At 31.6% G+C, this 25,506-nt stretch carries 24 protein-coding genes, 2 pseudogenes and 1 other annotated feature; of the genes and pseudogenes, 23 read left to right on the top strand and 3 right to left on the bottom strand.

The window, feature by feature from the left end; genetic code table 11:
• The first annotated feature begins 4 nt into the window (after window positions 1–4).
• From dprA to ruvX, 12 genes and pseudogenes are all read left to right on the top strand, one after another.
• Window positions 5–1,104: pseudogene (gene dprA / locus T473_RS20160) on the top strand (DNA-processing protein DprA).
• A 29-nt stretch (window positions 1,105–1,133) separates the two neighbouring features.
• Window positions 1,134–3,221 carry a type I DNA topoisomerase gene (gene topA, locus T473_RS0111565; RefSeq protein WP_029791739.1) on the top strand — a complete coding sequence of 696 codons (2,088 nt, stop codon included), beginning with the start codon at window positions 1,134–1,136 and terminating at the stop codon, window positions 3,219–3,221.
• Between the two features lie 166 nt (window positions 3,222–3,387).
• The gene (gene codY, locus T473_RS0111560) at window positions 3,388–4,173 is read left to right on the top strand and encodes a GTP-sensing pleiotropic transcriptional regulator CodY (protein ID WP_024622042.1); all 786 of its coding nucleotides are present in this window, start codon (window positions 3,388–3,390) and stop codon (window positions 4,171–4,173) included.
• Between the two features lie 138 nt (window positions 4,174–4,311).
• Complete coding sequence (locus tag T473_RS0111555) at window positions 4,312–5,565, top strand: replication-associated recombination protein A (RefSeq protein WP_077065791.1); 1,254 nt, start codon at window positions 4,312–4,314, stop codon at window positions 5,563–5,565.
• A 105-nt stretch (window positions 5,566–5,670) separates the two neighbouring features.
• On the top strand, window positions 5,671–6,099 hold the full coding sequence (locus T473_RS0111550) for an RrF2 family transcriptional regulator (RefSeq protein WP_029791738.1): 429 nt from the start codon (window positions 5,671–5,673) through the stop codon (window positions 6,097–6,099).
• Window positions 6,100–6,130: 31 nt separating this feature from the next.
• Window positions 6,131–7,324 (top strand): cysteine desulfurase NifS, encoded by a 1,194-nt coding sequence (nifS, locus tag T473_RS0111545; RefSeq protein WP_024622040.1) that lies wholly within the window; start codon window positions 6,131–6,133, stop codon window positions 7,322–7,324.
• Between the two features lie 47 nt (window positions 7,325–7,371).
• Window positions 7,372–7,818: a Fe-S cluster assembly scaffold protein NifU gene (gene nifU / locus T473_RS0111540; protein ID WP_024622039.1), complete on the top strand. Its 447-nt coding sequence runs from the start codon at window positions 7,372–7,374 to the stop codon at window positions 7,816–7,818.
• A gap of 147 nt (window positions 7,819–7,965) precedes the next feature.
• The gene (mnmA, locus tag T473_RS0111535) at window positions 7,966–9,045 is read left to right on the top strand and encodes a tRNA 2-thiouridine(34) synthase MnmA (RefSeq protein ID WP_024622038.1); all 1,080 of its coding nucleotides are present in this window, start codon (window positions 7,966–7,968) and stop codon (window positions 9,043–9,045) included.
• Window positions 9,046–9,144: 99 nt separating this feature from the next.
• Window positions 9,145–9,359, top strand: a binding site (T-box leader).
• Between the two features lie 127 nt (window positions 9,360–9,486).
• Window positions 9,487–12,126 (top strand): alanine--tRNA ligase, encoded by a 2,640-nt coding sequence (gene alaS, locus T473_RS0111530; RefSeq protein ID WP_024622037.1) that lies wholly within the window; start codon window positions 9,487–9,489, stop codon window positions 12,124–12,126.
• 29 nt (window positions 12,127–12,155) lie between these two features.
• Window positions 12,156–12,413, top strand: coding sequence for an IreB family regulatory phosphoprotein (locus tag T473_RS0111525; RefSeq protein ID WP_024622036.1), 258 nt, complete (start codon window positions 12,156–12,158; stop codon window positions 12,411–12,413).
• Window positions 12,414–12,421: 8 nt separating this feature from the next.
• Window positions 12,422–14,604, top strand: a pseudogene (locus T473_RS20255) (hypothetical protein).
• Between the two features lie 123 nt (window positions 14,605–14,727).
• Entirely contained in the window at window positions 14,728–15,150 is a 423-nt protein-coding gene (gene ruvX, locus T473_RS0111515) for a Holliday junction resolvase RuvX (protein ID WP_024622035.1), read from the top strand.
• A gap of 115 nt (window positions 15,151–15,265) precedes the next feature.
• On the opposite strand, the gene T473_RS0111510 is transcribed toward ruvX, so the two are convergent.
• Complete coding sequence (locus T473_RS0111510) at window positions 15,266–15,592, bottom strand: hypothetical protein (RefSeq protein WP_038300552.1); 327 nt, start codon at window positions 15,590–15,592, stop codon at window positions 15,266–15,268.
• Between the two features lie 340 nt (window positions 15,593–15,932).
• Here T473_RS0111510 and T473_RS0111505 point away from each other — a divergent pair, with 340 nt between their 5' ends.
• Both T473_RS0111505 and T473_RS0111500 read left to right on the top strand, forming a co-directional pair.
• Window positions 15,933–16,205, top strand: coding sequence for a DUF1292 domain-containing protein (locus tag T473_RS0111505; protein WP_024622034.1), 273 nt, complete (start codon window positions 15,933–15,935; stop codon window positions 16,203–16,205).
• A 75-nt stretch (window positions 16,206–16,280) separates the two neighbouring features.
• Window positions 16,281–16,721, top strand: a complete 441-nt coding sequence (locus tag T473_RS0111500; RefSeq protein WP_024622033.1) for a Fur family transcriptional regulator — start codon at window positions 16,281–16,283, stop codon at window positions 16,719–16,721.
• Window positions 16,722–16,818: 97 nt separating this feature from the next.
• Here the strand turns inward: T473_RS0111500 and T473_RS0111495 are convergent, their stop codons facing one another.
• The gene (locus tag T473_RS0111495; protein ID WP_024622032.1) at window positions 16,819–17,556 is read right to left on the bottom strand and encodes a metal-dependent hydrolase; all 738 of its coding nucleotides are present in this window, start codon (window positions 17,554–17,556) and stop codon (window positions 16,819–16,821) included.
• Between the two features lie 191 nt (window positions 17,557–17,747).
• Between T473_RS0111495 and T473_RS0111490 the strand changes: the two genes are divergently transcribed.
• The 9 genes from T473_RS0111490 (at window position 17,748) to T473_RS0111455 (ending at window position 24,656) form a co-directional block, all read left to right on the top strand.
• Complete coding sequence (locus tag T473_RS0111490) at window positions 17,748–19,427, top strand: ribonuclease J (protein ID WP_278246363.1); 1,680 nt, start codon at window positions 17,748–17,750, stop codon at window positions 19,425–19,427.
• 564 nt (window positions 19,428–19,991) lie between these two features.
• The gene (locus T473_RS0111485; protein WP_242825925.1) at window positions 19,992–20,195 is read left to right on the top strand and encodes a CD1290 family small acid-soluble spore protein; all 204 of its coding nucleotides are present in this window, start codon (window positions 19,992–19,994) and stop codon (window positions 20,193–20,195) included.
• A 44-nt stretch (window positions 20,196–20,239) separates the two neighbouring features.
• Window positions 20,240–21,409, top strand: coding sequence for a D-alanyl-D-alanine carboxypeptidase family protein (locus tag T473_RS0111480; RefSeq protein WP_038300551.1), 1,170 nt, complete (start codon window positions 20,240–20,242; stop codon window positions 21,407–21,409).
• Between the two features lie 142 nt (window positions 21,410–21,551).
• Window positions 21,552–22,163 (top strand): site-2 protease family protein, encoded by a 612-nt coding sequence (locus T473_RS0111475; RefSeq protein WP_024622028.1) that lies wholly within the window; start codon window positions 21,552–21,554, stop codon window positions 22,161–22,163.
• Window positions 22,164–22,175: 12 nt separating this feature from the next.
• Window positions 22,176–22,433, top strand: a complete 258-nt coding sequence (locus T473_RS19220) for a segregation and condensation protein A (RefSeq protein ID WP_242825924.1) — start codon at window positions 22,176–22,178, stop codon at window positions 22,431–22,433.
• 5 nt (window positions 22,434–22,438) lie between these two features.
• Window positions 22,439–22,897 carry a segregation/condensation protein A gene (locus T473_RS19215; protein WP_242825923.1) on the top strand — a complete coding sequence of 153 codons (459 nt, stop codon included), beginning with the start codon at window positions 22,439–22,441 and terminating at the stop codon, window positions 22,895–22,897.
• 3 nt (window positions 22,898–22,900) lie between these two features.
• The gene (gene scpB / locus T473_RS0111465; protein WP_024622027.1) at window positions 22,901–23,431 is read left to right on the top strand and encodes an SMC-Scp complex subunit ScpB; all 531 of its coding nucleotides are present in this window, start codon (window positions 22,901–22,903) and stop codon (window positions 23,429–23,431) included.
• A 183-nt stretch (window positions 23,432–23,614) separates the two neighbouring features.
• A complete protein-coding gene (locus tag T473_RS0111460) occupies window positions 23,615–24,241 on the top strand; it encodes a hypothetical protein (protein WP_024622026.1) in 627 nt (208 codons plus the stop codon).
• Window positions 24,195–24,656: a spore germination protein GerW family protein gene (locus T473_RS0111455; RefSeq protein ID WP_024622025.1), complete on the top strand. Its 462-nt coding sequence runs from the start codon at window positions 24,195–24,197 to the stop codon at window positions 24,654–24,656. Before T473_RS0111460 ends, T473_RS0111455 begins: the two co-directional genes overlap by 47 nt.
• 460 nt (window positions 24,657–25,116) lie before the next feature.
• On the opposite strand, the gene T473_RS18130 is transcribed toward T473_RS0111455, so the two are convergent.
• Window positions 25,117–25,452, bottom strand: coding sequence for a hypothetical protein (locus T473_RS18130; protein WP_051365916.1), 336 nt, complete (start codon window positions 25,450–25,452; stop codon window positions 25,117–25,119).
• Window positions 25,453–25,506: the final 54 nt, after the last annotated feature.

Below are 25,506 nucleotides of genomic sequence, written 5' to 3'. Positions count from 1 at the left end.
TACAATGGAAAAGAGAGATATGTACTTAATGTTAAAATCTATTGCATGTGTGGGAAATATAGCTATTGAAAAGATCGAAGATAAATTAGGTGATTTGGAAATTTTATTCGACTTATCAGAGAAAGAAATATACGATTTAGAAAATTTAAACTTGAATATTAAAAAAAATATAGTAAAATATAGAAGTCGAGCATATTTAGATGAACTAAAGGAAAACTTATATAAAAAGCAAGTTGAGTTTATCTGCTCTAAAGACGAACTATATCCAAAAAAATTAAGAAACACATACAACAATCCAAAAGTACTTTTTTATAAAGGGAATTTAGAGATTATAGATAATACTATGAATATAGCTATGATAGGATCCAGAAAGCCTACATATTATGGAATTAACTGTGCTAGAAAGATAAGCAGGCAGTTATCAGATGTGGGTATAAATATAGTAAGTGGTCTAGCTATGGGAATTGATTCGTATTCACATTTAGGATGTATTGAAGGAAGATCGAAGACTATTGCTGTTTTGGGATCGGGGTCGACAATCCTTTGCCTAAGAAAAATATAGGTTTAGCGAATAAAATAATTGAAGATGGTGGATTACTATTGTCAGAGTACAATGTAAATTCATCTGTAAAGTCGTGCAATTTTTACAGTAGAAATAGAATTGTAAGTGGGATAAGTGATGGAGTTGTCGTGGTAGAAGCAGCTAAAAAAAGTGGATCGCTTATAACTGTAGATTTTGCTCTAGAACAAGGCAAAAATATATTTTCGGTACCTGGTAATATAAATTTTGACCTAAGTAAAGGTTGTAATAAAATTATTAAAGAAGGTGCAAAATTAATAGAAGATATAGAGGATATTTTAGAAGAGTACAATATAAAAGCAATTAGCGATCAAAAAAAAATATTTGATGTAGATAATTCAAGTTTAAATGCGGATAGTAAACACATTGTATCCTTAATAAAAAAAGAAGGAAACTTGCATATAGATAAAATTTGTGATTATACTGGTATAGATATAAAGTCAGTAAACATAATTTTAAACAAATTACAGCTTGAAGACATAATTTTAGAAATGAATAATAATACATACAGTTTGAATGTATGATATAAATAGATGGATGGGGGTGTTTGTTTGTGGCTAAATCACTAGTTATAGTTGAGTCACCTGCAAAAGCAAAGACTATAGAAAAATTTTTAGGAAAAAGCCATTATACAGTAAAAGCATCAGTTGGACACGTGAGAGACTTACCTAAAAGTAAATTAGGAGTAGATATAGAAAACAACTTTGAACCTGGTTATATTAATATTAGGGGAAAAGGCGATGTAATTAAGGAACTAAAAAAAGAAGCAAAAAAAGCAAAAAAAGTATATCTCGCGACTGACCCCGATAGAGAGGGAGAAGCTATATCTTGGCATTTAGCACATATACTGAGTTTAGAAGAAGATGATGAATGTAGAATAGAGTTTAATGAGATAACAAAGGATGCAATAAAGAAAGCGATTAAACAACCTAGAAATATAGATCTAGATCTTGTAGACGCACAACAAGCTAGAAGAGTTTTGGATAGACTACTTGGATACCAAATAAGTCCAATCCTTTGGCAAAAGGTAAGAAAAGGTCTTAGTGCTGGTAGGGTGCAGTCTGTTACAACAAAACTTATTTGTGATAGAGAAAAAGATATAAAAGCTTTTATTCCAAAAGAATACTGGACAATAGATCTAAATGCAATAACTGAAAAGGGTGAAGATATCAACTTTAAGTTCTACGGTAGAGATGGAAAGAAGTTGGATCTCGAAAACGAAGAAGTAGTTAATGAAATACTTAAAGCAATCGAAAATAAAGAGCTTGAAGTAGCTAGTATAGAATCTAAGTCTAGACGTAAATCAGCTCCTAAGCCATTTACAACGAGTATGTTGCAACAGGAAGGTGTAAATAAACTGTCTTTTACAACTAAAAAGACCATGATGATAGCTCAAGAACTTTATGAAGGTGTAGATATAAAAGGCGAAGGAACTGTCGGTCTTATATCATATATAAGAACAGATTCAAAGAGAATCTCTGATGAAGCTAAAGAAAAAGCAATGGACTATATCCTAGATAATATAGGAGAGAACTATTATAAGAATGAAACTAAGAAAAAAGAAGTAAAAGAAGGCAAGAAGGTTCAGGATGCCCATGAGGCGATCAGACCAACTTCTGTTGAAAGATCTCCAGATAGTGTAAAAGATTCTCTTACTAAGGATCAATTCAAGCTTTACAATTTAATCTGGAGAAGATTCGTGGCAAGTCAAATGGAGGACTCTGTTTTCGATATACTAAATGTTGAGTGTTATATAGACAATATAATATTTAAGGCTACAGGATCTAAAATGAAATTTGACGGTTACACAAAAATATACAACTTCTCAGACAGGGAGGATAGAATCCTCCCAAGTATCAGTGAAGGTGAAATATTAAAAGTTGATGAAGTACTACCAGAGCAACACTTTACACAACCGCCTGCTAGATATACAGAGGCGAGTTTAGTTAAGACTCTTGAAGAATTAGGAATCGGTAGACCTAGTACTTATGCACCTACAATTGCAACGATCCTCAATAGAGAGTACGTTGAGAAACAAGGCACTAGTTTACATCCTACTGAACTAGGAATAATAGTGACTGATATTTTGGAGAATAACTTCCAAAAATTTATTGATGTAGATTATACAGCCGATATGGAGAGAAAGCTGGATACAGTAGAGGAAGGAAAGACCGAGTGGAAAGAAGTCGTTTCTGAATCTTACGAGCCGCTTAAAGAAGCCATAGAAGTTGCTATAGAAAATATTGAAAAAGTAAACATGGATGAAGAAATAGATGAGATATGTGAAAACTGCGGATCTAACATGGTAATAAAATACGGTAGATTTGGCAAATTTATTGCATGTAAAAATTATCCAGAGTGCAAAACATCAAGACCCCTTGTAAATAAAATAGGCGTTAAATGTCCAAACTGTAAGGATGGGGATATAATTCTCAGAAAGTCTAGAAAAGGGAAAGCTTTTTATGGATGTACAGGATATCCAGATTGTGACTTTGTTTCATGGAATAAACCTTCAGGAGATATTTGTGAAATTTGTGGGTCATATATGGTTGAAAAGGTTACAAAATCTGAAACTAAGATAGTTTGTTCAAATAAAGAATGCAAGGCTGTAAAAGTAGTTTCTGAAGATGAGAAAGAATAAAATAATGAAAAAGATTGAAAATTTTAAAAAATGTGAAATTTAGCTTGAAAAAAATTATAATATATGATACTCTTTCAAGTGTACAGATAAAATGATGAATTTAAGCTTAAAATATGAAAATAAAAAAGGTAAATAAATGGCCTAGATTTCATGAGGAGATGATTAGATGGCAAGTGAGGTTCTACAAAAGACGAGAAAGATTAATAAAATTTTACAGACAAGTGGCGGTAGCAATGTATCTTTCGATTTACTTTCAAGAGCATTAGGGGAAGTGCTTAGTTCTAATGTTTATGTTGTAAGTGCGAAGGGAAAAGTGCTTGGTCTTTATCTTAATGATGCGGAAGATAGTTCAGTTATTGAGGATGAAATGACAAAGCAAAAGAAATTCCCAGATGAGTATACTGAAAACTTGCTGTCTGTAACAGAAACTCAAGAAAATATAACTGGAGACGTTTTATTAAAGATTTTCCCGCTAGAACATAACAGAGTACACAAATACTCTACTGTAGTACCAATACTAGGAAGTGGTCAAAGATTAGGTACAGTAGTTCTTTCGAGATACGAAGAGTTATACAATGATGACGATTTAGTTGTGTCAGAATACAGTGCGACTGTTGTAGGGCTTGAGATTCTTAGAGCTATCGGTGAAGAGCTAGAAGAAGAGATGAGAAAGAAAGCAGTAGTTCAAATGGCTATAGGAACATTATCATACTCTGAATTAGAAGCCGTTGAGCATATATTCGACGAGTTAGATGGAAGAGAAGGATTATTAGTAGCGAGTAAGATTGCAGATAGAGTTGGTATAACTAGATCTGTAATAGTTAATGCGCTTAGAAAGTTTGAGAGTGCTGGAGTGATAGAGTCTAGATCTCTAGGAATGAAAGGTACTCACATAAAAGTTCTTAATGATAAACTTATTGAAGAACTTAAAAAGCTTAAAAATGATCAATAAGCAATAAGTAATATGCACTTAATAAGGTATCTATATTAATAGATACCTTTTTTAATAGAGTTTAATAAAAAATATATGATAATATTGTAATGTACAGATAAAAGGGAATAAATTTTTGAAATAGAGGAGATGGGACTTATGCCTTTAGCCGATAAAATTAGACCTAATACACTTGATGATGTAGTAGGACAAAGACATATAATAGGACAGAGGAAAGTACTGACAAAGATTTTAGAGTCGGGTTTTTTACCTAATATGATTTTTTATGGACCTCCTGGTGTTGGTAAGACTACAGTGTCTGAAATTATCGCAAAAAAGAGCAACAAGGGTTTTTACAAAATAAATGCGACAAACTCTTCGCTTGAAGATATAAAGAAGATAATAGCTAAGTTAGATGAAATCGACAATATAAACGGAATACTCCTTTACATAGATGAGATACAGAGTTTTAATAAAAAACAACAGCAATCTATCTTAGAATTTATGGAAAATGGGCGGATTACTCTTATAGCCAGTACAACAGAAAATCCATACCACTATGTATATAAGGCATTGATAAGTAGATCTACAGTGTTTGAATTTAAGCCGGTAGAAAAAGAAGAAATACAAAGAGGGCTTAAAAGAGCGATTGATATTTTAAAAGAAGATAGTTTTATAGAAATTGAATATACTGATGAAGCTTTGGAAAGTATAGCAGATATATGTGACGGAGATATGAGAGTTGCGCTAAATACTTTAGAAGTTGCCGTTTATTCGACTAAGCCGAATCGAGATAATATTGTAAAAGTTGATTCAGAGGCTGTCAAAAGATCTAGTTTAAATAAATCTCTAAACTTCGATAGAGATGGAGACAGCCACTATGATATTCTAAGTGCATTTCAAAAATCAATAAGAGGAAGTGATCCTCAAGCTTCTGTTCACTATCTCGCTAGGCTAGTTAAAGGTGGAGACCTTATTAGCCTATGTAGAAGACTTCTTGTAATCGCATGTGAGGATGTAGGGCTTGCCTATCCAAATGCAATAGTAGTTGTTAAGGCTTGTGTAGATGCGGCTATGCAGCTTGGATTTCCTGAAGCTAGAATACCTTTAGCTCAAGCTACAGTGCTACTTGCTACATCTCCTAAATCAAATTCAGCGTACCTGTCTATTGATAGAGCATTGGAAGAATTGGACAATGAATATGTAGGAGATATACCTTCTTATTTAAAAGGATCCGGGAGGTATTCAAACAATGGTGGTGAAGTGTACAAATACTCCCACGATTACGAAAATCACTATGTAAAACAGCAGTATTTACCAGATGATATTAAGAATAGTAAATACTATATTCCTCAGGAAAACAAAACTGAAAAAGGTATAAAAAACCATCTTGACTTTTTGGATAAAAAATGAAAAATTCAATGTTGACAAATTTACTAGGATATAATAGAATAAAGAAGAAATCAAATCATACTGTTTTAGTATGATTTAGTTTTCATTATACAGAGGTGATGAAATATGAAGCTATCGACAAAGGGTAGATATGGTCTAAAAGCTATGTTTGTCTTGGCCTTAGAGCAGGACAAGGGGCCTATACCTCTAAAACTAATAGCAAACAGGCAGAATATATCTATGCAGTATTTAGAGCAAATATTTTCTGCACTTAAGAAGGCGAATTTAGTGAAGAGTGTTAGGGGAGCACAAGGTGGATATCTATTAGCTAAGAATGCAAAGGACATAACTGTAGGTGATGTCTTAAATGTCTTAGAGGGTCCAGTGTCTATATCAGAGTGTATGTTGGACGAAGATATATGTGAAAACTCAAATACATGTGTAACTAAAGGAGTCTGGGAAAAAATTAAGAAGGGTATAGAAGACGTTACATACTCTATAACACTTCAAGACATGTTAGATGATAATGTAAAGAATAAGCAAGAAAAAATATAGAATAAAATTAAAAGATTTGGAGATGAATTTGATGGAAAAAAGAAGATTATATATGGATTATTCAGCTACTACTCCTGTAAAACAAGAGGTTGTGGATGCTATGCTACCTTATTTTACAGAGTACTTTGGTAACGCATCTAGTTTCCACACATTTGGTAGAGAGGCCAAAGAAGCTCTAGACAAAGCTAGAGAGCAAGTTGCTGATCTAATAAATGCTAAACCAGGTGAAGTGTACTTCACAGCTGGTGGTAGTGAAAGTGATAACTGGGCGCTAGAAGGTGTAGCTTTTGCCAATAGAGAAAAGGGTAATCATATAATCACTACGAAAATAGAACATCATGCTATACTTCATACTTGTGAATACTTAGCTAAACATCATGGATTTGAAATAACATACCTTGATGTAGACAGCGAAGGTAAAATAGATTTAAAAGAGCTTGAAGATGCTATAAGAGATACTACAGTACTTATAAGTATCATGTTTGCCAACAATGAAATCGGTACTATTGAGCCGATCAAAGAGGCATGTGCAATAGCTAAAAAACACGACATATTGTTCCATACTGATGCAGTTCAAGCTGCTGGTAATATTCCAGTAGATGTTAAGGATCTTGATATAGATTTAATGAGTATGTCATCTCATAAGATCTACGGTCCAAAAGGTGTTGGGGCTATATATATAAAAAGAGGTGTAAAACTTCACAATCTAGTTCATGGTGGAGCTCAAGAAAAAGGTAAAAGAGCTGGTACTGAAAACATCCCAGCGGTAGTTGGATACGGAAAAGCTGCTGAAATAGCTAAACAGAACTTACCAAATCATATTGAGACTCTAACTAGACTTAGAAAGAAACTTATAGATGGAATATTAGAAGCGATACCATTTACAAGAGTTAACGGTAGTTTAGATGACAGATTGCCAGGAAATGTTAACTTCGCATTTGAGTTTATTGAAGGAGAAGGAATACTTCTATTATTAGATATGTTAGGAATAGCTGGTTCAAGTGGATCTGCTTGTACATCAGGATCATTAGATCCATCACATGTACTATTAGCTATAGGATTACCACATGAAATAGCTCATGGATCACTAAGACTTACAGTAGGTGATTTTACAACTGATGATGATATAGATTACATCATAGAAAATTTACCAAAAGTTATTGAGAGACTTAGAAGTATGTCTCCATTATATGATGATGCAAAAAGAGCAGGAAGAGTAAAATAGCAAACAATATAAACTATATATAGATAAATTGATTGGAGGAACTCATTATGCAACAATACAGCGATAAAGTTATGGATCATTTCTTAAATCCAAGAAATATGGGTGAAATAGAGGGAGCAAGTGGTGTAGGTGAAGTTGGAAACCCTACATGTGGAGATATAATGAAGGTTTATCTTGATATAGATGGCGATACAATAAAAGATGTTAAGTTCAAAACATTTGGATGTGGATCTGCTATAGCAAGTTCATCAATGGCGACTGAGATGATAAAAGGTAAAAAAATTAAAGAAGCATTAGAATTGACAAATAAAGCAGTTGCAGAAGCGCTAGATGGATTACCACCAGTTAAAATGCACTGTTCAGTACTTGCTGAGCAAGCGGTAAAAGCGGCTTTGATAGATTACGCTAAGAACAATAATATAGATATACCAGAGCTTGATGGATATGTAATAGACGATGCTCATGATCATGAAGTACCAGAAGAAGAAGACTAAAAAAGAATATTTATAACCGTAAAGGCTGAAACATCTGATTTTAATTAATACAAGAACTCTTGTTATTTCAGTTAAAATAATGTTTCAGCTTTTACGGTTTTGATCTGTAAAGAAGTTTTTGTTATACTGCTATTAAGAGGTGAACTTATGAAGAAGAAAGTAATGATAGGTATGAGTGGCGGAGTAGATAGTTCTGTTGCTGCATATTTACTAAAAGAACAAGGATACGACGTTGTCGGTGTAACTATGAAATTATGGCAAGATGACGATGAAGAGATAGAGCTTGAGGGGGGATGTTGTTCTCTTTCAGCTGTAGAAGATGCCAGACGTGTTGCAAATAATATAGGTATACCGTTTTATGTATTAAATTTTAAAGAGGTATTTAAAGAAAAAGTTATAGACTATTTTGTGAACGAGTACTTAGATGGAAAAACTCCTAATCCATGTATTGCTTGTAATAAATATATAAAATTTGACGAATTCTATAAGAAAGCAAGACAAATAGGATGTGACTATGTAGCTACTGGTCACTATGCAAAAATAGAAAAAGACGAAGAAACTGGCAAATATTTGTTAAGAAAATCAGTTACTGACAAAAAAGATCAGACATATGCTTTATATAATTTGACATCTGAGCAACTAGAACACACTTTACTACCTATTGGTGACTATGAGAAGGATAGGGTAAGGGAAATAGCTAAAGAAATGGGAATGCTAGTGTACAATAAACCAGATAGTCAAGAAATATGCTTTGTAAAAGATAATGATTACGTTAATTATGTAAAAAATCATACAGATAAGAGTATTGAAGAAGGATATTTTGTAGATACTAAAGGAAATATCTTAGGAAAGCATCAAGGAATTATACACTATACAATAGGTCAGAGAAAAGGCCTAGGCATTGCATTTGGAAAGCCAATGTTTGTAGTAGATATAAATCCAAAGAACAATACAGTAATCTTAGGAGACAATGAAAATCTATTTAAAACAGAACTTATAGCTAGAGATGTAAATCTAATATCAATAGGTAAAATAGATGAGCCTATGAGGGTTGAAGCAAAAATCAGATACAGTGCAAAGCCATCACCAGCTACAGTCTACAACAATGGAGATGGAAGTATAAAAATAGTATTTGATGAACCACAAAGAGCTATAACCAATGGACAATCAGTAGTTATGTACAATGGAGATATTGTTGTCGGCGGTGGAATAATAACTAACGAGTAGAGCTGTTAAGTATAAAAATAAAGTTTTACATCACAACAGTATTGATTAATTTCATAAAATTTAGTATATTAGTATAATAGTATATTTATTAAAATTTAAAAACTAGCTTTGACGAGGAGTAGTAGATTATTTAAGTTCTAACAGAGAGAGGGAATGGTGGAAGCCCTTAGAATGTATCAATCGAAGCAGTCTCTGAGCTACAAGTTTGAACTAACAGTAGAATTTGTCGGTAGTCACGTTATAACTGAGGTTTTCCGAAGATACTACAATTTTTGTAGTAATTAGGGTGGTACCGCGATATAGTCGCCCCTATAATTATTAAATTATAGGGGCGATATTTTATTTTAATCAATTAAAATGATAAGAATGGTATTTTTAAGCAAAAAAGTATTTTAAATTATAATAATTTATGAAATTAAAAATTAATTAGGAGGAAATTGTATGGAAAAATTAGGTTTAAATCAAATAAGAACAAAATTTTTAAATTTCTTTGAATCAAAAGATCACTATGTAGTAGAAAGTTATCCTTTAGTACCAAACAACGATAAGAGTTTGTTGCTTATAAATGCGGGGATGGCACCTCTAAAGAATTACTTCTCTGGAGTAGAAGTGCCACCTAGCAAGCGAATGAGCACATGTCAAAAATGTATAAGAACTGGAGATATTGAAAATGTCGGAGTTACTGCAAGACATGCTACATTCTTTGAGATGATGGGTAACTTTTCATTTGGAGATTATTTTAAAAGAGAGTCTATTAAATGGGGTTGGGAATTTGTAACTGAACACTTAAACATACCTCAAGATAAGATATGGGTTACGGTTTATGAAGAAGATGATGAAGCTTTTGAGATATGGGAAAAAGAAATGAACTTCCCAAAAGAGAGAATAGTAAGACTAGGTAAAGACGATAACTTCTGGGAAATAGGAGTAGGTCCTTGTGGACCTTGTTCAGAGATTTATTTTGATAGAGGGGAAGATTACGGTTGCGATAATCCAGATTGTAAACCAGGATGTGACTGTGATAGATATCTAGAATTCTGGAATCATGTTTTCACTCAATTCGATAGGGACGAACAAGGAAACTACAATTTACTTGATAATAAGAATATAGATACTGGTATGGGACTTGAGCGTATGGCTTGTATTATGCAAGATGTTGACACAATATTCGAAGTTGATACAATAGGTTATATTTTAAATACTGTTGAAAAACTTACAGAAACTAAATACGGAGTAAATCCAAAGTCTGATATGTCTATAAGAATAATTACAGATCATATAAGAGCTGTAAGCTTTATGATAAGCGATGGAGTACTTCCATCAAACGAAGGAAGAGGTTATGTTCTTAGAAGACTTCTAAGAAGAGCTGCTCGTCATGGGAAGCTTTTAGGCGTAACTGATTCATTCTTGTTCAGACTAGTGGATGCTGTAATAGAAGTTAGTGGAGAAGCTTATCCAAACTTACTTGAAAAAGAAGGATACATCAAAAAAGTAATAAGAATAGAAGAACAGAAATTTAGCGAAACTATAGATCAAGGTACAGAAATACTTGCATCTTACGTTGAAGGACTAAAAAAATCAGGTAAGACTGTATTAAATGGAGAGAACGCGTTTAAACTATACGATACTTACGGATTCCCAGTAGATTTAACTAAAGAGATACTATCAGAAGAAAACTTAACTCTAGATGAAGACGAGTTTAATAGAGAAATGGAAGAACAAAAAAAGAGAGCTAGATCAGCTAGAGGAAATATGGAAGGCGAAGGATGGAAAGAGGATCCAATATCTAAATTAAACGAAACTATAGATAGCGAATTTGATGGATATGACGATTTAAGCTTAGATGGAACTGTAGAAGTTCTTGTTAAAGAAGGCGAGTTAGTTGATTTTGCATCTAAGGGAGATAGTATAATAGTAGTACTTGATAAGACTACATTCTATCCAGAAGGTGGAGGACAAGTAGGAGATGAAGGTCAAATAAAAGCTGACGGAGTTGTTGTAGAGGTTGAGGAAACTAAGAAAGGTGCAAACAACAGCATAAAACACTTCGGTAAGGTTTTAGAAGGCGAAATAAAAGTAGGAAGTAAAGTTAAGACTTTCGTTGATAAAGAAATTAGAATGGCATCTGCAAGAAATCACAGTGCTACTCACCTACTTCACAAAGCCTTAAAAGATACACTTGGAGACCATGTTAATCAAGCTGGTTCGTTAGTTACTCCAGATAGACTTAGATTTGATATAACACACTTTGAGCCTATTTCAAAAGGGGAACTTTTAAAAATAGAGAAAGAAGTAAATGAAGCAATTTTATCGTCATTGGATGTAAAATGTGATATTATGGATATTAAATCAGCAAAAGAAAAAGGAGCTATGGCATTATTTGGCGAAAAGTATGATAATGAAGTTAGAGTAGTTTCTATGGGTGATTATTCATCAGAGTTATGCGGTGGTACTCACTTAAAAAATACTTCACAAATAGGGCTATTTAAGATATTATCTGAAGGTGGAGTAGCTGCAGGGGTTAGAAGAATTGAAGCTATAACTGGCAGAGCTGTTTACAAATACATCTTAGACAAAGAAAATGACATACAAGATATATGTACTGTACTAAAGACTAAAGAAGATAATATTTCTCAAAGGGTTGGAGCTATTTTAGAAGAAAATAAAAGCTTAGCTAAAGAACTACACGATGTTAAGTCTAAAGTAAGCTTACAGTCAGCTGACGTAATTTTAGATTCAAAAGTTGATATAGAAGGAGTAAATCTGATAACTTATAAATTTGAGAATACAGATATGGAAACACTTAGGGAGACAGCAGATAATTTAAGGGACAAATTAGGCTCAGGAGTTGTAGTTTTAGCTAATACTGCAGATGATAAAGTTAACTTCGTAGTAACAGCTACTAAAGATGTTATAAACAGAGGTATTCACTCAGGTAATATAGTTAGAGAAGTTTCAAAAATAGCTGGCGGCAAGGGTGGAGGTAGACCAAACATGGCTCAAGCTGGTGCTAGTGATGTTACTAAGGTCGATGAAGCCTTAAACAGCGCAAGTGAAGTTGTTAGAGGGCAAATTAAATAACAGCAATTCACTTTAAGGAGGTTTTTATTTTGGAAAAAGATTTAGACTATACAATGAAGTTTGAAGGAATTAACGAAGAGAAGTTGAGTGTTAGTGAGACTATTGACTTTGTTCATAAAGCTTTAGTTGAAAAAGGGTACAATCCAATAAATCAAATTATAGGATATTTACTTTCTGGAGACTCAAGTTATATAACAAGCTATAAGAATGCCAGATCTGTAATTAAACAATTTGAGAGAGATGAAATCCTTGAAGAAGTTATAACGCACTATTTGAATAGAAAGTAGGTTAAACGATGAAAAGAAAGATTGTATCTTTGATGGCAGTAGTTATGATACTGTTAGTCACAGCGACTCAATATGGATTTGCTGAGGAGAAAGGTAAGGTTGTGTTCATAAATATGAATAGATCTAACCTAGTGAGTATGCGCAAGGTACCGACTTTGAAAAAAGAGTTAGACAATCGAGGATATATTGCGCTTATGAATATCAGAGGAGACAAGGGGACTAATGATAGACGTTCGTATGCCAGCATGGGTGCAGGTGGTAGAGCAAATGTTACCATAGATGAAGATGTAATTGACTTTGGTAATGTAAGCAAAGAAAATGCAAAAATATTTGAATCTGCTACAGGAAAAAAAGCTAAAGGCATAAACTACTTAAATGTAAATAGATCAATTAATGATAACTTTGAGAATGGGGAATTTGGGTCTACTCTGGGGAAAATGGGTCAAACTCTATCTGATAATAATCTTAAGACAGCAGTTATCGGAAACTCAGACACAGTAGAAAATGGGGAAACTGTTAAAAACAGGGACCTATGTCTTCTTGCTATGGATGAGTACGGTAGAATAGATATGGGAAATGTAGATGATATAAATATCAAGGATACTAGTATGCCATATGGATTATCTACTGATTACGAAAAACTTACAAACGAAACAAAAGAATACTATTCAAAAAGCGATGCTATTTTTGTAGACCTTGGCGATGCTTATAGATTAGACGCTTATAAAGGCAGCTTAAACGAAGATACTTATAAATCAATGAAAAAAATGTAGATAAAAAGATTGATAAGTATTTAAAAGAAGTTTTTAGCATGGTTGGTGAAAATGATGTAGTCTATGTAGCAAGTGGATTTCCAAGCAATTTAGACTACAAAAACAAGAGAAGACTTTGTCCAGTAATAAAATTTGAAGGTAAAGGAAAAGGACTTCTTACATCATCTACAACTAGGCAAAATGGAATAGTTGCCAATTTGGATATAGGTGTTGACATCCTTGATGAATTTGGGATCAAAAGTGATTCTATGGTAGGCAGATCTTCTAGCAATGTCGATATGGAAGATAACGTTGAGTACATACTTGGAGAGTATGAAAAGATAGTGTCAATATCCAATATAAGAGGTACTATAATCAACATATTTGTAAGTGTAGTTTCTGTATCGTGGATTATAGCGACAGTTGCTATACTGTTTAGAGACCGCTTTAAACATAAAGAAAAAGTATTCAATGTGTTAAAGGAGTTAATAAAGTTAGGTATAATAATGCCACTGTCGTTTATGATTGCACCTCTACTGAATTTTAAAACTCCTATAGGAATACTGCTTGGTATATTTGCTGTAGCAGTGGGACTTTATATTTTAGGAAGAGTGTTTATTAAAGATGACCTAAAGCATATGGGATTCTTTGCAGGTGTAACAATAGCGCTTATTGTAATAGACTCGATGTTTGGAACTTTTATGATGAAGAACAATATTATGAGTTACGATGCCATTGTCGGAGCTAGATATTATGGCGTTGGTAACGAGTATGAAGGTGTAACAATAGCCAGTGCAATATTTGCATTGTCAGTTCTAATGAATTACAAGAAGATTCCAAAGTGGTCAGTAATCGTAGTAAGTTTGATAATACTAATAACAAGTGCATATCCATCTATGGGTGCAAATGTTGGTGGAGCAATCTCTGAATGTGTAGCCTACTTATTATTTATACTTCTGATTTACGATGTAAAAATCGACTTTAAGAAAGTAATACTTTTAGGGTTGTCAGCAGTAGTAGTGGTAGCTGTATTTGCATTCTTAGATCTTAAAACAGGATCGGGTTCTCACTTAGGGGCATTTGTTCAACAGATTATGGTCAATGGACCTGGTGAGATAATACAGACATTTGTTAGAAAGATTCAGATGAATGTTAAGCTAGCTCAGACTAGTGTATGGGTAAATATACTGCTTGCAGGAATAGCTATAATAGCTGTGTTAATATTTAGACCATCAAAACACTTTAAAAAAGTTATGGTAGACTATCCAATAATATTTAAAGGATTTATATCGTCGATGGTAGGATGTATAATTACTTTATTGGTAAATGATTCAGGAATAGTAGCAGCTGCTACAGCTTCGATTTATATACTAATACCTATTGTGATAATAAGCATAAATATGATAATATTTAATAAAGAGAATATAAGCAAGATGTAATATTTAAGTTAGTCGGGGTTAATGCCCTGACTAATTTATTTTAATAATAAAAAATAAAAATTGGTAAAGCTTATAATGTTAACATGTAATATAAGGATATAAGTTATTAGGAGAAATAAAATAATGTTAGATGGAAGAATTATGGGGCTCGATATAGGAGATAAGACCATAGGGGTTGCTGTAAGTGATCTAATGGGATTAACTGCACAAGGAATAAAAACAGTTCATAGAGTTGGAAAAAAGAAAGATATAGAAGAGCTTAAGAAAATTATTGCTGAAAGACAAATTAACAAGATAGTTTCTGGCCTTCCGAAGAATATGAACGGGGATATAGGGCCACAAGGGGAAAAGGTAATGAAATTCTGTGAGCTTTTAAAAGAAGAAACAGGTTTAGAAGTAGACCTTTGGGATGAGCGTTTATCTACAGTTGCGGCAGAAAGATCTCTGTTAGAGGGTGATGTAAGTAGAAAAAAAAGAAAAAAAGTAGTCGATATGCTTGCGGCAGTGATTATCTTACAAGGGTATTTAGATTTTAAAAGACATTAGTATAGTAAGTGTATGTATTTAACTATATAAAAAGACTAAGGTTTTTAGCCTTAGTCTTTTTTAGGTGATTTAGATTTAAATCATTTTAATCCCGAGATAGGAAAGTTTTAAATATTTATACAAAAATAGAAATTGCAATTAAAGCATACAGTACTAATACAACTACAGCAAATATGAATGTAACAAAACCTGCTCTATTCCATGTTTCCTGAATAGCTAAAAATGTTTCTATATCTTTATCAGTTTTATTCCAAGCCCATTCATTACCTTTAAAGCCGCAAACAAATACCCATATAAGATTCACAAATGGTATTAAGCATATTAAAGGCAAATAACTCTTATTTCCAAATCCCCAAAGTATACTGTGCATAAATGCTCCCCAGTTCCATCCCTGAACTCGTTTTAAATCATCCTGTTTTTCAAATTGTATATTATTATCCATAATATTCATCTCCCTAAAATTAATAAAAGTGCTAGTTAAGTTTAACTTTATATATTAAATTATGCAAGAGTTTTTAAATGATGATTAATTAAAAATTTTATTTTAAGATATAAGGAGTAAGGAATAATGAATATATTACAATAAATATCAGGCAGTATACGTTTATATTAAACGTCTTCGGGTAATAATAATAGCGTATATTTATACATATTAGGAAATAATATGTTGGTAGAGGATATTACAAGAATATTTAGATTATAAAAGAAATTAGTTAAATGATTGTAAAATTGTATCTTAATGATATATAATAGATACAATAATATTTATACGAGGTGAGATCATGGAAGATAACATAATAAGTTTAATTGACGAAGATGGCGAAACTAGCCAATTTGAAATAATATTGACTCTTGAAGCAGAAGGGAAAGAATATGCAATTCTTATGCCTGTAGATGATGATGAAGCGGAAGAAGCTCTTATCTTTAGAATAGATCAAGACGATCAAGGGGATATATTACTACCAATAGAGAGCGATGAAGAATATGAAACAGTAGTAGCAGTATACGATACTCTAATGGAAGAAGAAGGTTTAAACTTCGACGACGAACAGTAGAGGTATTGACAAATATTGCTTAATAATCTAAAATAATAGGTAATAAAGATTATCAACTGAAAACGAGGCGATATTATGTTGAATACATTCGATGTATTAAAAGATAGGTTGAAAGAAACTGGATTTAAAATTACTCCTCAAAGAAGAGCTATAGTTGAAGTTTTAATTAAAAACGATTGTTCACACCTGAGCAGTGAAGAAATCTATGATTTAGTTAGGAAAGATTGTCCAGAAATAGGGCTTGCAACTGTTTACAGAACAATGCAGCTTCTAGATGATATTGGTGTGATATCAAAACTTAATTTAGACGATGGCTGTATAAGATACGAAATTAATTTACATGATGAAGATTCTCACAATCATCATCATCTGATATGTAAAAGTTGTGGGAAAATAATAGAAGTAAAAGAAGATTTGCTGGATAATATTGAAAAAGAAATTCAGGAATTATATAAATTTAAAATTGTAGATCATGAAGTCAAATTTTATGGTTTATGTGAGTCTTGTAAAGAGTAATTTAAAAAATAGAGGATATTATGTATTTGCTCAGATTTTATTTGAATTCTAGCCAATACATGATATCCTCTATTTTTATTTTATTATTTATTTTGGATTATAATTTATAAATTGATAGTAGAACTATAGCAATTAGAATGAGTATAAACAGGTACTCGGCAAAATTGCTAAATTTTCCTCCCACTTTTAAAAATCCAAGAGATATTTTTTTGTCACTTATTGGATAAAATAGTGGGACACCTTGTTTCGTGAATAAATCTCCCATAAATATATGGCTACCGTATCCAATAGTTCCATAAATAGATAAATAGTCCAGTCCAGAAACCAATTCAATCTGCTTTAGTATAAAGTAGATCATAATTACTGCGAACAAACTATGGGAAAAGCTTCTATGTTTAAGCCATGGAAAGACTGCGAAAATTAGTGCAAACATAACAAAATATATTTGAACGTTTATAAAATACAAAGAAATAGCTAACAATATAAATATTAACGATAAAAAAACTTTTCTGATAAGTGTATGAGTGATTTTTGCCTCAATTATTATTATAGCGACAAATGTTATTATAGCACTTATATAGAAGTTTTCATTTATATTTATAGAGATAAAAAAAATAAGTACATTCACCAAATAAATAAAAATTTTATATATATATCTAGATATATCGTTTTTAAATATTAGTTGTGATATAGATGAATTAGGTTGGTCTAAATCAGGCAAAATTGAAAAAATAGTGGCGACCAAAATACCGACTATCGAAATAGGAATTTTAAATATTAATGATGTCTGTATGGCAGTTAAAAAGCCGATTGCACCATGAGATTTACCGCGCATAAAACCTCCTAATTAGTAACTTTATAGTATTTAGAGAATATCAGAATTAGATAATTTTGTCAAAATAGTACAGTATATGTATTTTAAATATGGCTTAAAATAAAATACAAACTATGTTACAATGTAAGTAACTGGTAAAGAGCGTGTGATTTGATATTAATGTAATTTTAAAATTAAATAGACAGAAGGAGATGATACAATTGATCAAAAAAAATGCCAATAAGATCAAGGTAATGGCCTTAGGCGGACTCAATGAGATCGGTAAAAATATGACTGCGATTGAGTATAAAGATGAAATAATTGTGATCGATGCGGGACTGAGCTTCCCGGAAGATGAAATGTTAGGAGTGGATATCGTAATCCCAGATATCACTTACCTTGTGAAGAACAGGGACAAAGTTAAAGGGATATTTATTACACATGGTCATGAGGATCATATAGGAGCACTTCCTTATATACTTAAGAAGATAAACGTACCCGTATATGGATCTAGATTAAGTGTAGGGTTGATTCAAGTTAAACTTAAAGAGCATAAAATGAATAATATCAAAATAACAACGGTTGCCCCAAGAGAAATAATAAAAGCAGGATGTATGGATGTCGAGTTTATTAAAAATAATCATAGTATACCAGATGCCTACTCCATAGCTGTACACACAGATCAAGGGATAATATATCATACTGGAGACTTTAAGGTAGACTTTACTCCAATAGATGGCGATGTTATGGACCTACACAGACTCTGTGAGTTAAGCAACGAAGGAGTTCTTTTAATGTTGGCGGATAGTACCAATGTGGAAAAACCAGGATTTACTATGTCGGAGAAATCAGTAGGTGTTGGTTTAGACGATGTATTTGCAAAATCTAAAGACAGCAGGATAATTGTAGCTACATTTGCTTCAAATATTCACAGACTACAACAGATAATATACGCAGCTGAAAAATTCGGTAGAAAAGTCGCAATGTCTGGTAGATCAATGGTAAATGTATTTGCAGTTGCTAAAGAACTTGGATATCTAGAAATATCTGACGACATGATGATTGATTTAAATGATATATCTAAGTATGAAGACAAAGAATTAGTAATAATAACTACTGGTTCTCAAGGAGAGCCTATGTCAGCTCTTGCAAGAATGGCGTATTCAGAGCATAAAAAGGTTGAAATCAAAGATGGAGACGTTGTTGTAATGTCTGCTCATCCAATACCAGGAAATGAAAAGCTGATTTCAAAAGTAATAAACCTTTTATTAGAAAAAGGTGCATCTGTTGTTCACAGCGATGTAGCAGATATACATGTATCTGGACATGCTTGCCAAGAAGAATTAAAGCTTATTCATACACTAGTTAAGCCAAAATACTTTATGCCAGCTCATGGTGAGTATAGAATGCTAAAAACACACGCAAATTTAGCAAAACAACTTGGTATGAATGAAGATAATATATTTATCATGCAAACAGGAGATATACTTGAATTAGATAAAAATTCAGCTAAAGTTGAAGGAAGAATTCAAACAGGAAATGTATTAGTTGATGGATTAGGTGTAGGAGATGTTGGAAACATAGTTCTTAGAGATAGAAAACACCTGTCTGAAGACGGTTTAATGATAGTAGTGGTTACTATATCAAAAGACGAAGGAAAAGTTCTAGCAGGGCCAGATATAATCTCTAGAGGATTTGTATATGTTAGAGAATCAGAAGATCTTATAGGTGGAGCTAAAGATATAATTAAAAATGTACTTTTGGAATGCGAAGAAAAGAACATTAAAGAATGGGCTTACCTTAAAAATAATATAAAAGAAAATCTAAAGGATTACTTATACCAAAAAACAAAGAGAAATCCTATGATACTGCCAATAATAATGGAAGTTTAATTTTTAAGATTTTCTTAAATAGGAAAACACGAAAAGTTGGATATTAGATATGCTATACATGTTGGACAAAGATCGTCTAAAAATGCGCAGCATATCTAATATCCAACTTTTTCGCTATGATCTGTTAAGAATGAAGAGCTTAAAAAATAAGACTTCTTCAGACCGCGGAGTGGCATTGATATGTAGTATGAGATTACGTAAATAAGCATAGAAAATATGAACTGATCATGTAGACAAGTAGCTGTCTAGAATGCTCAGTTCATATTTTCTATGCTTATTTGCTTTTCTATTCTAAGAGAGAGATTATTTTTTATAAAACTTCTTTAGGTCGTAGAGTGGCATTCATATGTAGCATGAGATTTCCTATGCTAAATTACTAAGCAATTTTTTTGAGATAGTATAAAAATAAACCTAGAAATGCACAACATATCTAAATCTAACTTTTTGCGACTTCAAAATTTTAGTTTTTATGTGAGAAAATACCATAGTAATATTTAGGAATTTGCAAAAGCTATTTATGTAACTGATTTTTGTAAATATAAATAATTTTTGGAGGTGTTTTCTTTGGAGAAAAAAATTATAGATAATAATGCAAGACGTGCTTTGAAACAGGTAAAATTGGAAATTGCAAGTGAATATGGTGTGGATAGAGATTTTGTTTTAGATGCTTTGGAAAATGCTGCTACTGGTGGAGTTTTGGAGGGGTATTTTGGAAAATTACCTTCTGTAAATAATGATAATAAAACTAATGGCAAGCTTAGGGAATAAAAAAACCTAAAATAGAGAAAATAATTGTAAATATATATAAAGAGGTGAGAAAGATTGAAAAAATAACTAGTATGTTATTGGCGATGATGATTGCACTTACCCCTGTTCGATTTTCGTATGCTAACAATAATGATAGTGAGAAACAAAAGACTGAACTTGCTTCTAAATCGGCTATTCTTATGGATGTTGGAACAGGTAAGGTTCTCTATGAAAAAGATTCCCATAAAAAGCTTCCACCTGCTAGTGTGACTAAGGTTATGACTATGCTGCTTACGGTTGAGGCTATTGATGAGGGAAAAATAAAGCTAAATGACAGTGTTCAAATAAGCGAAAATGCTTCTAGTATGGGAGGTAGCCAGATATTTTTAGAGCCTGGTGAAACTCAGACAGTGGATGATCTTTTAAAAGGTATCGCGGTTGCATCAGCAAATGACGCTTGTGTTGCAATGGCAGAACATATTTCTGGAAGTGTTGAGGAGTTTGTTAAGGAGATGAACTCTAAGGCTAAAGAATTAAATATGAAGGATACAAATTTTGTTAATACAAACGGTTTACCTGTAGATAATCACTACACTTCGGCAAATGATATAGCAATTATGTCTAGGGAATTATTAAAGCACGATATGATAAGCAAGTTCCTAACTACTTGGATGGATAAAGTTGTTGTTGGAAAGAAAAAGGTAGAAGTTGGTCTTGCTAATACTAATAAAATGATTAAACATTTTAACGGAGCTACAGGCGTAAAGACTGGATTTACTAAAGAAGCTAAGTATTGTCTTTCAGCATCGGCTAAAAGAGGAAATACCCATTTAGTTGCGGTAACGTTAGGAGCTGAGACTTCCCCAGAAAGATTTGGCGACGCATCTAGTTTACTTAACTACGGTTTTGCAAACTACGAGAGTGTAAAGATAGCTAATAAAAACGATAGAGTCGGAAAACTTAATTTAGATAAGGCTGATGATAATAAAGTTGACTTAGTTGTAAAAGATGACTTAACTGCTTTAGTCAAGAAAGGTGAATCTAAAGATTTTAAAAAGGTAATTAAACTTGAGCAAAATCCAAAACTTCCTATTAAAAAAGGAACGGTTTTAGGAAAAGTTCAGATAATCAAGGATAATAAAGTTATAGGTGAAGTCGATCTTATAAATACTAAAGATATTAAGAAGGCAAGTTATCTTCAAATGCTTCAAAGAATCATAGAAAATATGATATAATAGTATAATTGTTAAATTAAAAAAGAAGTCTGATGGCTTCTTTTTAATTTACTTCATAATTTAGATGTAATTTAATAACAACTTTGATTAAACTACAATAAATTGATATAATGAGGAATATAAAAAATTAGGAGAGAGATATATGGGATTAGGAAACTTTGATATAACTACACTGATAAATTCAGTTGTTGCGATAGCCATAGCGATATCAGTCCATGAATTTGGTCATGCTTTTGCGGCCCATTTACTTGGAGATGATACAGCAAAAGATGAAGGTAGAATGTCTTTAAATCCAATGAATCACGTTGACCCAATTGGAATATTGATGTTGTTTATTTTTCATTTTGGATGGGCAAAACCCGTTCCAGTAAATCCGAATAACTATAAAAATTATAGAGTTGGTAACTTTATAGTTTCTATGGCTGGTGTTGTGTTTAATATATTAACTGCTATACTATGTTTAATTTTAATGAATTTTATAAAGGTATATTATGTTGTAGATATTTTGAATTTAACTATTATGTACTGTATGGGATTGGCTGCATTTAACTTACTTCCAATACCTCCACTAGATGGATGGGGAGTTTTAGCATCGTTTATACCAGATAGATTTAGCGAGTACATGTATCAATTTGAAAGAGTAGGTTTTTTTGTGCTTTTGATAGCACTTGTAACAGGCTTATACACTGTGGTGCTAAATCCTATATATAGTGTTGTTTTTTCAATAGTGACGTTCTTTGCAGGATATAGATAAAGAGGTAATAAAATGGAGTATAATTTTCAATTACAAGTATACGAAGGTCCTCTGGATCTTTTGTACGATTTAATAACAAAACATAAAATAGAGATAAAAGATATATCGATTGTGGATATTACAAACCAATATATTGATTATTTAAAGATGATGGATAAGATGGACTTGGAAGTCACTAGTGAATTTATAGCAATGGCATCAAAGCTTCTTGAAATAAAGTCAAAATTCTTATTGTACAATAAAAAGAGGATGAAGAAGATCCTAGGATAGACCTTATGGAACAGTTAGAAGAATATAAAAAATTCAAAGAGGCATCGTATGAAATCAATAAAAATATAAGGCATATAAATGATATATTCTATAGAAATCAACAAGAAATAGTGTCAGACGAGAATGTTTCTTTTGAAGATATAACCTTAGAAGATATAATGAAAATTTTGCCCAATATTATAAGTTCTAGAAAAATTAAAGATACTGCAGATGAAATTGATGATAAACTAGATAAACTTATAAACTACAAAATAGTTCCTATTGAAGAAAAGTCTAAATACATAAGAGAGCTTTTGCAAAAAACAGATGAAGCTAAGTTTTCGAAAATTATTGATGGATACGATATAAATGAAGTGGTAGCTACATTTTTATCTTTGCTCGAGTTAATAAAAGTAAAAGAGGTAGTTGTAGAGCAAGATTTTTTATTCAACGATATTTTAATAAAGAAAAAGCTGGAGAATTAGATTATGAGACGTGAAGAGATAAAATATATAATAGAAGCGGTTATGTTTGCATATGGTGATCCTATCACTTTAAGAGAGTTAAATATCATAATCAATGATGAATTATCTCCTAAAGAGATAGAGATTATGCTAAATGATTTAATAAATGAATACAGGGAAAAAGATAGAGGGCTGCAAATAATCAAGTTAGAAGATAAATATCAAATGTGTACAAATACTAAATATGCAAATTTTATAAGCAAAATTATAGAACCACAAAAGAAAAAAAGTCTGAGTCAGGCGACACTAGAGACGCTTACAATAATAGCATATAAGCAACCTATAACCAAACTTGAAATAGAAAATATTAGAGGTGTTAAATGTGATAAGGCTGTAAGTACTCTTTGTGAAAATTATTTGATTGTAGAGGCTGGAAGGCTTGAAAAAATAGGAAGACCTATTATATATAAAACTACCGATGAATTTTTAAAGACATTAGGAATTGAAAAGCTAGAAGATCTTCCACCTTTAGAGCAGTATAAATTAAATGAATAAGCAACATATTTTGGAATTATATAAAAAACTTAAAAGATAATTAGAAAGTCTTGAAAATAATGTATATTATTTTTCAGGCTTTTTTTATTTTTAGATTTTAAGTTTTTATATAATATTAATAAATTTTGTGCTATATTTTATTGAAAAGAGTATAGTTATTAGTTTTTTGATGATAATATAGATATGAAACTTTTTGAATTATATGGAGTCAGCGGAACAACTTTAGCAATAGTTTTAGCTTTTACACTTATATTTATAATTTCTATTTCCTCTATAAATGTCATTATATATTCAAAGATAAGGAATGAAGATGTAGTTATAAATTTAAATGTAAAATTTCTATTTAATTTAATAAATATAAATAGACAGATTTACCCAGCCGAAGATAAAGAAAATAGAGAGAAGGGGAAAGCGAAGTATAAGGATAAAAATTTATTGCTGGCCGACGACATTTTAAGTTTTTACTATTTATTAAGCAAGGTAAAATTAGTGGAATTTTACTCAAATATAGAGTTTGGAAATACAAATATACAGTTTACATCATTTATATTTATACTTATAAATACTGTATACGGTAATATTATCAATCTTATAAAGTCTAAAAAATTATATTTAAATGTAGAGCCAAACTATTTAAAAGATTACTTAGTTGGCGATGTTAAGGTACATTTAAAACCAAGGATAAAGGATTTAATTTATTTAGGAAAAACTCTTTACAGTATATATAAGAAAAATAAAGGCGAATTTAGGGAAGGTGATAAAGGTGAGAGCGACAGGGTCGATCAAGAATCTTATGGAGACAACTGTTGAAACCATTAAAGGTTCTATAGATGCAAATACTATTGTAGGGGATCCAATTCAGACTGAGAGTACTGTAGTAGTCCCTATTTCTAAAGTAACAATAGGATTTGGAATTGGTGGTGGAGAGTACTCTAAAGGGTATGATAAAAATAAAAAAGTAGAAATCGATTTAAATAACAATGAAGAAAGAAATGATACAAATTTTGCAGGTGCAAGTGCAGGTGCAATTTCAATTCAACCAGTTGCCTTTGTTGTAGTTGAAGATGGCGAAACACGACTTATGAGTATGGATAGCAGTGTAAATTTAGTAGACAATATATTGAACATAACACCAAAGGTATTAGAGAAAATTCAAAATATGTCTAAAAACAATAAAAAAGACTGCGATAAAAAGGGAAAGAAACATCATAAAAATAAAAGATAATATAATATAATATTAATTTATAGGAAAAAGATATTTAAAAAATGAGCGATTGATTATAGAGTAATCAATCGCTCATTATGGTTTAGAATTAAATATTAAATCATTAATCCTAAAAGTTGGAAATTTAAGAATATATTGAAGTTTATCTTACCTACCTTTTAGATTTAATTCATCATTTATAGCAATAGGGATATAAATGATACTTGTAACTATACAGAAAATAAGTATACTAAACGCATTATAGTTCAAAAATGCGTAAGGGTAATTTGAATTAGTTAGTGTGTTCAATATAAATAAAAGAGGAAAATAAAGTGTACATGCAATTAAATTATCCTTAACTGCGGAACTGTTTATTTTAAATTTCCTTACCTCTGTCATGTATATTAAACTATATATGATTAAACATTTAGTAAATAAAAATAGGCTAGATTCAATGCTAAAAAAAGTTGTATCTGGATCTCTAAAGAACCAGATTCGCCGAAAGTGGATACAATACTCCAGGAAAAAACACATTAAATAGGTGGTATTTCTTTAATATGAAGATAGCAAAAGCCAAGTATACTACTATAAAGCTAATTCCTATAGGCATCGAAGCACCTACACTGTACTCTTTTGAGAAAGTTTTAACCATTTGATCCAAAACTACAGAAGAAATGAGTAAAACAGAAAGAATCTTTTCAATAAAATAGCTGTATGGCAGCATGTTTTTTATTAACTTAGGACAAAAAAGTAAAAATAGAGCAAATAAAAATATTACTACTAGATGATTGCCAGAAAAATGGCACATATCGAACATGTTAACGATCCTCCCTCTAAACACTTAATTATATATGTATATTCACTAAGACGT

The sequence above is a fragment of the Clostridioides mangenotii TR genome, assembly GCF_000498755.1.
Classification (GTDB): Bacteria; Bacillota; Clostridia; order Peptostreptococcales; family Peptostreptococcaceae; genus Metaclostridioides; species Metaclostridioides mangenotii_A.
This window is presented reverse-complemented; position numbering and strand designations above follow the sequence as displayed.

What these genes read in the sequence shown, in the direction of transcription:
- codY (WP_024622042.1), top strand. Translation starts at nt 3,388, where the DNA reads ATGGCAAGTGAGGTTCTACAAAAGACGAGAAAGATTAATAAAATTTTA.
- T473_RS0111555 (WP_077065791.1), top strand. Translation starts at nt 4,312, where the DNA reads ATGCCTTTAGCCGATAAAATTAGACCTAATACACTTGATGATGTAGTA.
- T473_RS0111550 (WP_029791738.1), top strand. Translation starts at nt 5,671, where the DNA reads ATGAAGCTATCGACAAAGGGTAGATATGGTCTAAAAGCTATGTTTGTC.
- nifS (WP_024622040.1), top strand. Translation starts at nt 6,131, where the DNA reads ATGGAAAAAAGAAGATTATATATGGATTATTCAGCTACTACTCCTGTA.
- nifU (WP_024622039.1), top strand. Translation starts at nt 7,372, where the DNA reads ATGCAACAATACAGCGATAAAGTTATGGATCATTTCTTAAATCCAAGA.
- mnmA (WP_024622038.1), top strand. Translation starts at nt 7,966, where the DNA reads ATGAAGAAGAAAGTAATGATAGGTATGAGTGGCGGAGTAGATAGTTCT.
- alaS (WP_024622037.1), top strand. Translation starts at nt 9,487, where the DNA reads ATGGAAAAATTAGGTTTAAATCAAATAAGAACAAAATTTTTAAATTTC.
- ruvX (WP_024622035.1), top strand. Translation starts at nt 14,728, where the DNA reads ATGTTAGATGGAAGAATTATGGGGCTCGATATAGGAGATAAGACCATA.
- T473_RS0111510 (WP_038300552.1), bottom strand. Translation starts at nt 15,592, where the DNA reads ATGGATAATAATATACAATTTGAAAAACAGGATGATTTAAAACGAGTT.
- T473_RS0111505 (WP_024622034.1), top strand. Translation starts at nt 15,933, where the DNA reads ATGGAAGATAACATAATAAGTTTAATTGACGAAGATGGCGAAACTAGC.
- T473_RS0111500 (WP_024622033.1), top strand. Translation starts at nt 16,281, where the DNA reads ATGTTGAATACATTCGATGTATTAAAAGATAGGTTGAAAGAAACTGGA.
- T473_RS0111495 (WP_024622032.1), bottom strand. Translation starts at nt 17,556, where the DNA reads ATGCGCGGTAAATCTCATGGTGCAATCGGCTTTTTAACTGCCATACAG.
- T473_RS0111490 (WP_278246363.1), top strand. Translation starts at nt 17,748, where the DNA reads ATGATACAATTGATCAAAAAAAATGCCAATAAGATCAAGGTAATGGCC.
- T473_RS0111475 (WP_024622028.1), top strand. Translation starts at nt 21,552, where the DNA reads ATGGGATTAGGAAACTTTGATATAACTACACTGATAAATTCAGTTGTT.
- T473_RS19220 (WP_242825924.1), top strand. Translation starts at nt 22,176, where the DNA reads ATGGAGTATAATTTTCAATTACAAGTATACGAAGGTCCTCTGGATCTT.
- T473_RS19215 (WP_242825923.1), top strand. Translation starts at nt 22,439, where the DNA reads ATGGAACAGTTAGAAGAATATAAAAAATTCAAAGAGGCATCGTATGAA.
- scpB (WP_024622027.1), top strand. Translation starts at nt 22,901, where the DNA reads ATGAGACGTGAAGAGATAAAATATATAATAGAAGCGGTTATGTTTGCA.
- T473_RS0111460 (WP_024622026.1), top strand. Translation starts at nt 23,615, where the DNA reads ATGAAACTTTTTGAATTATATGGAGTCAGCGGAACAACTTTAGCAATA.
- T473_RS18130 (WP_051365916.1), bottom strand. Translation starts at nt 25,452, where the DNA reads ATGTTCGATATGTGCCATTTTTCTGGCAATCATCTAGTAGTAATATTT.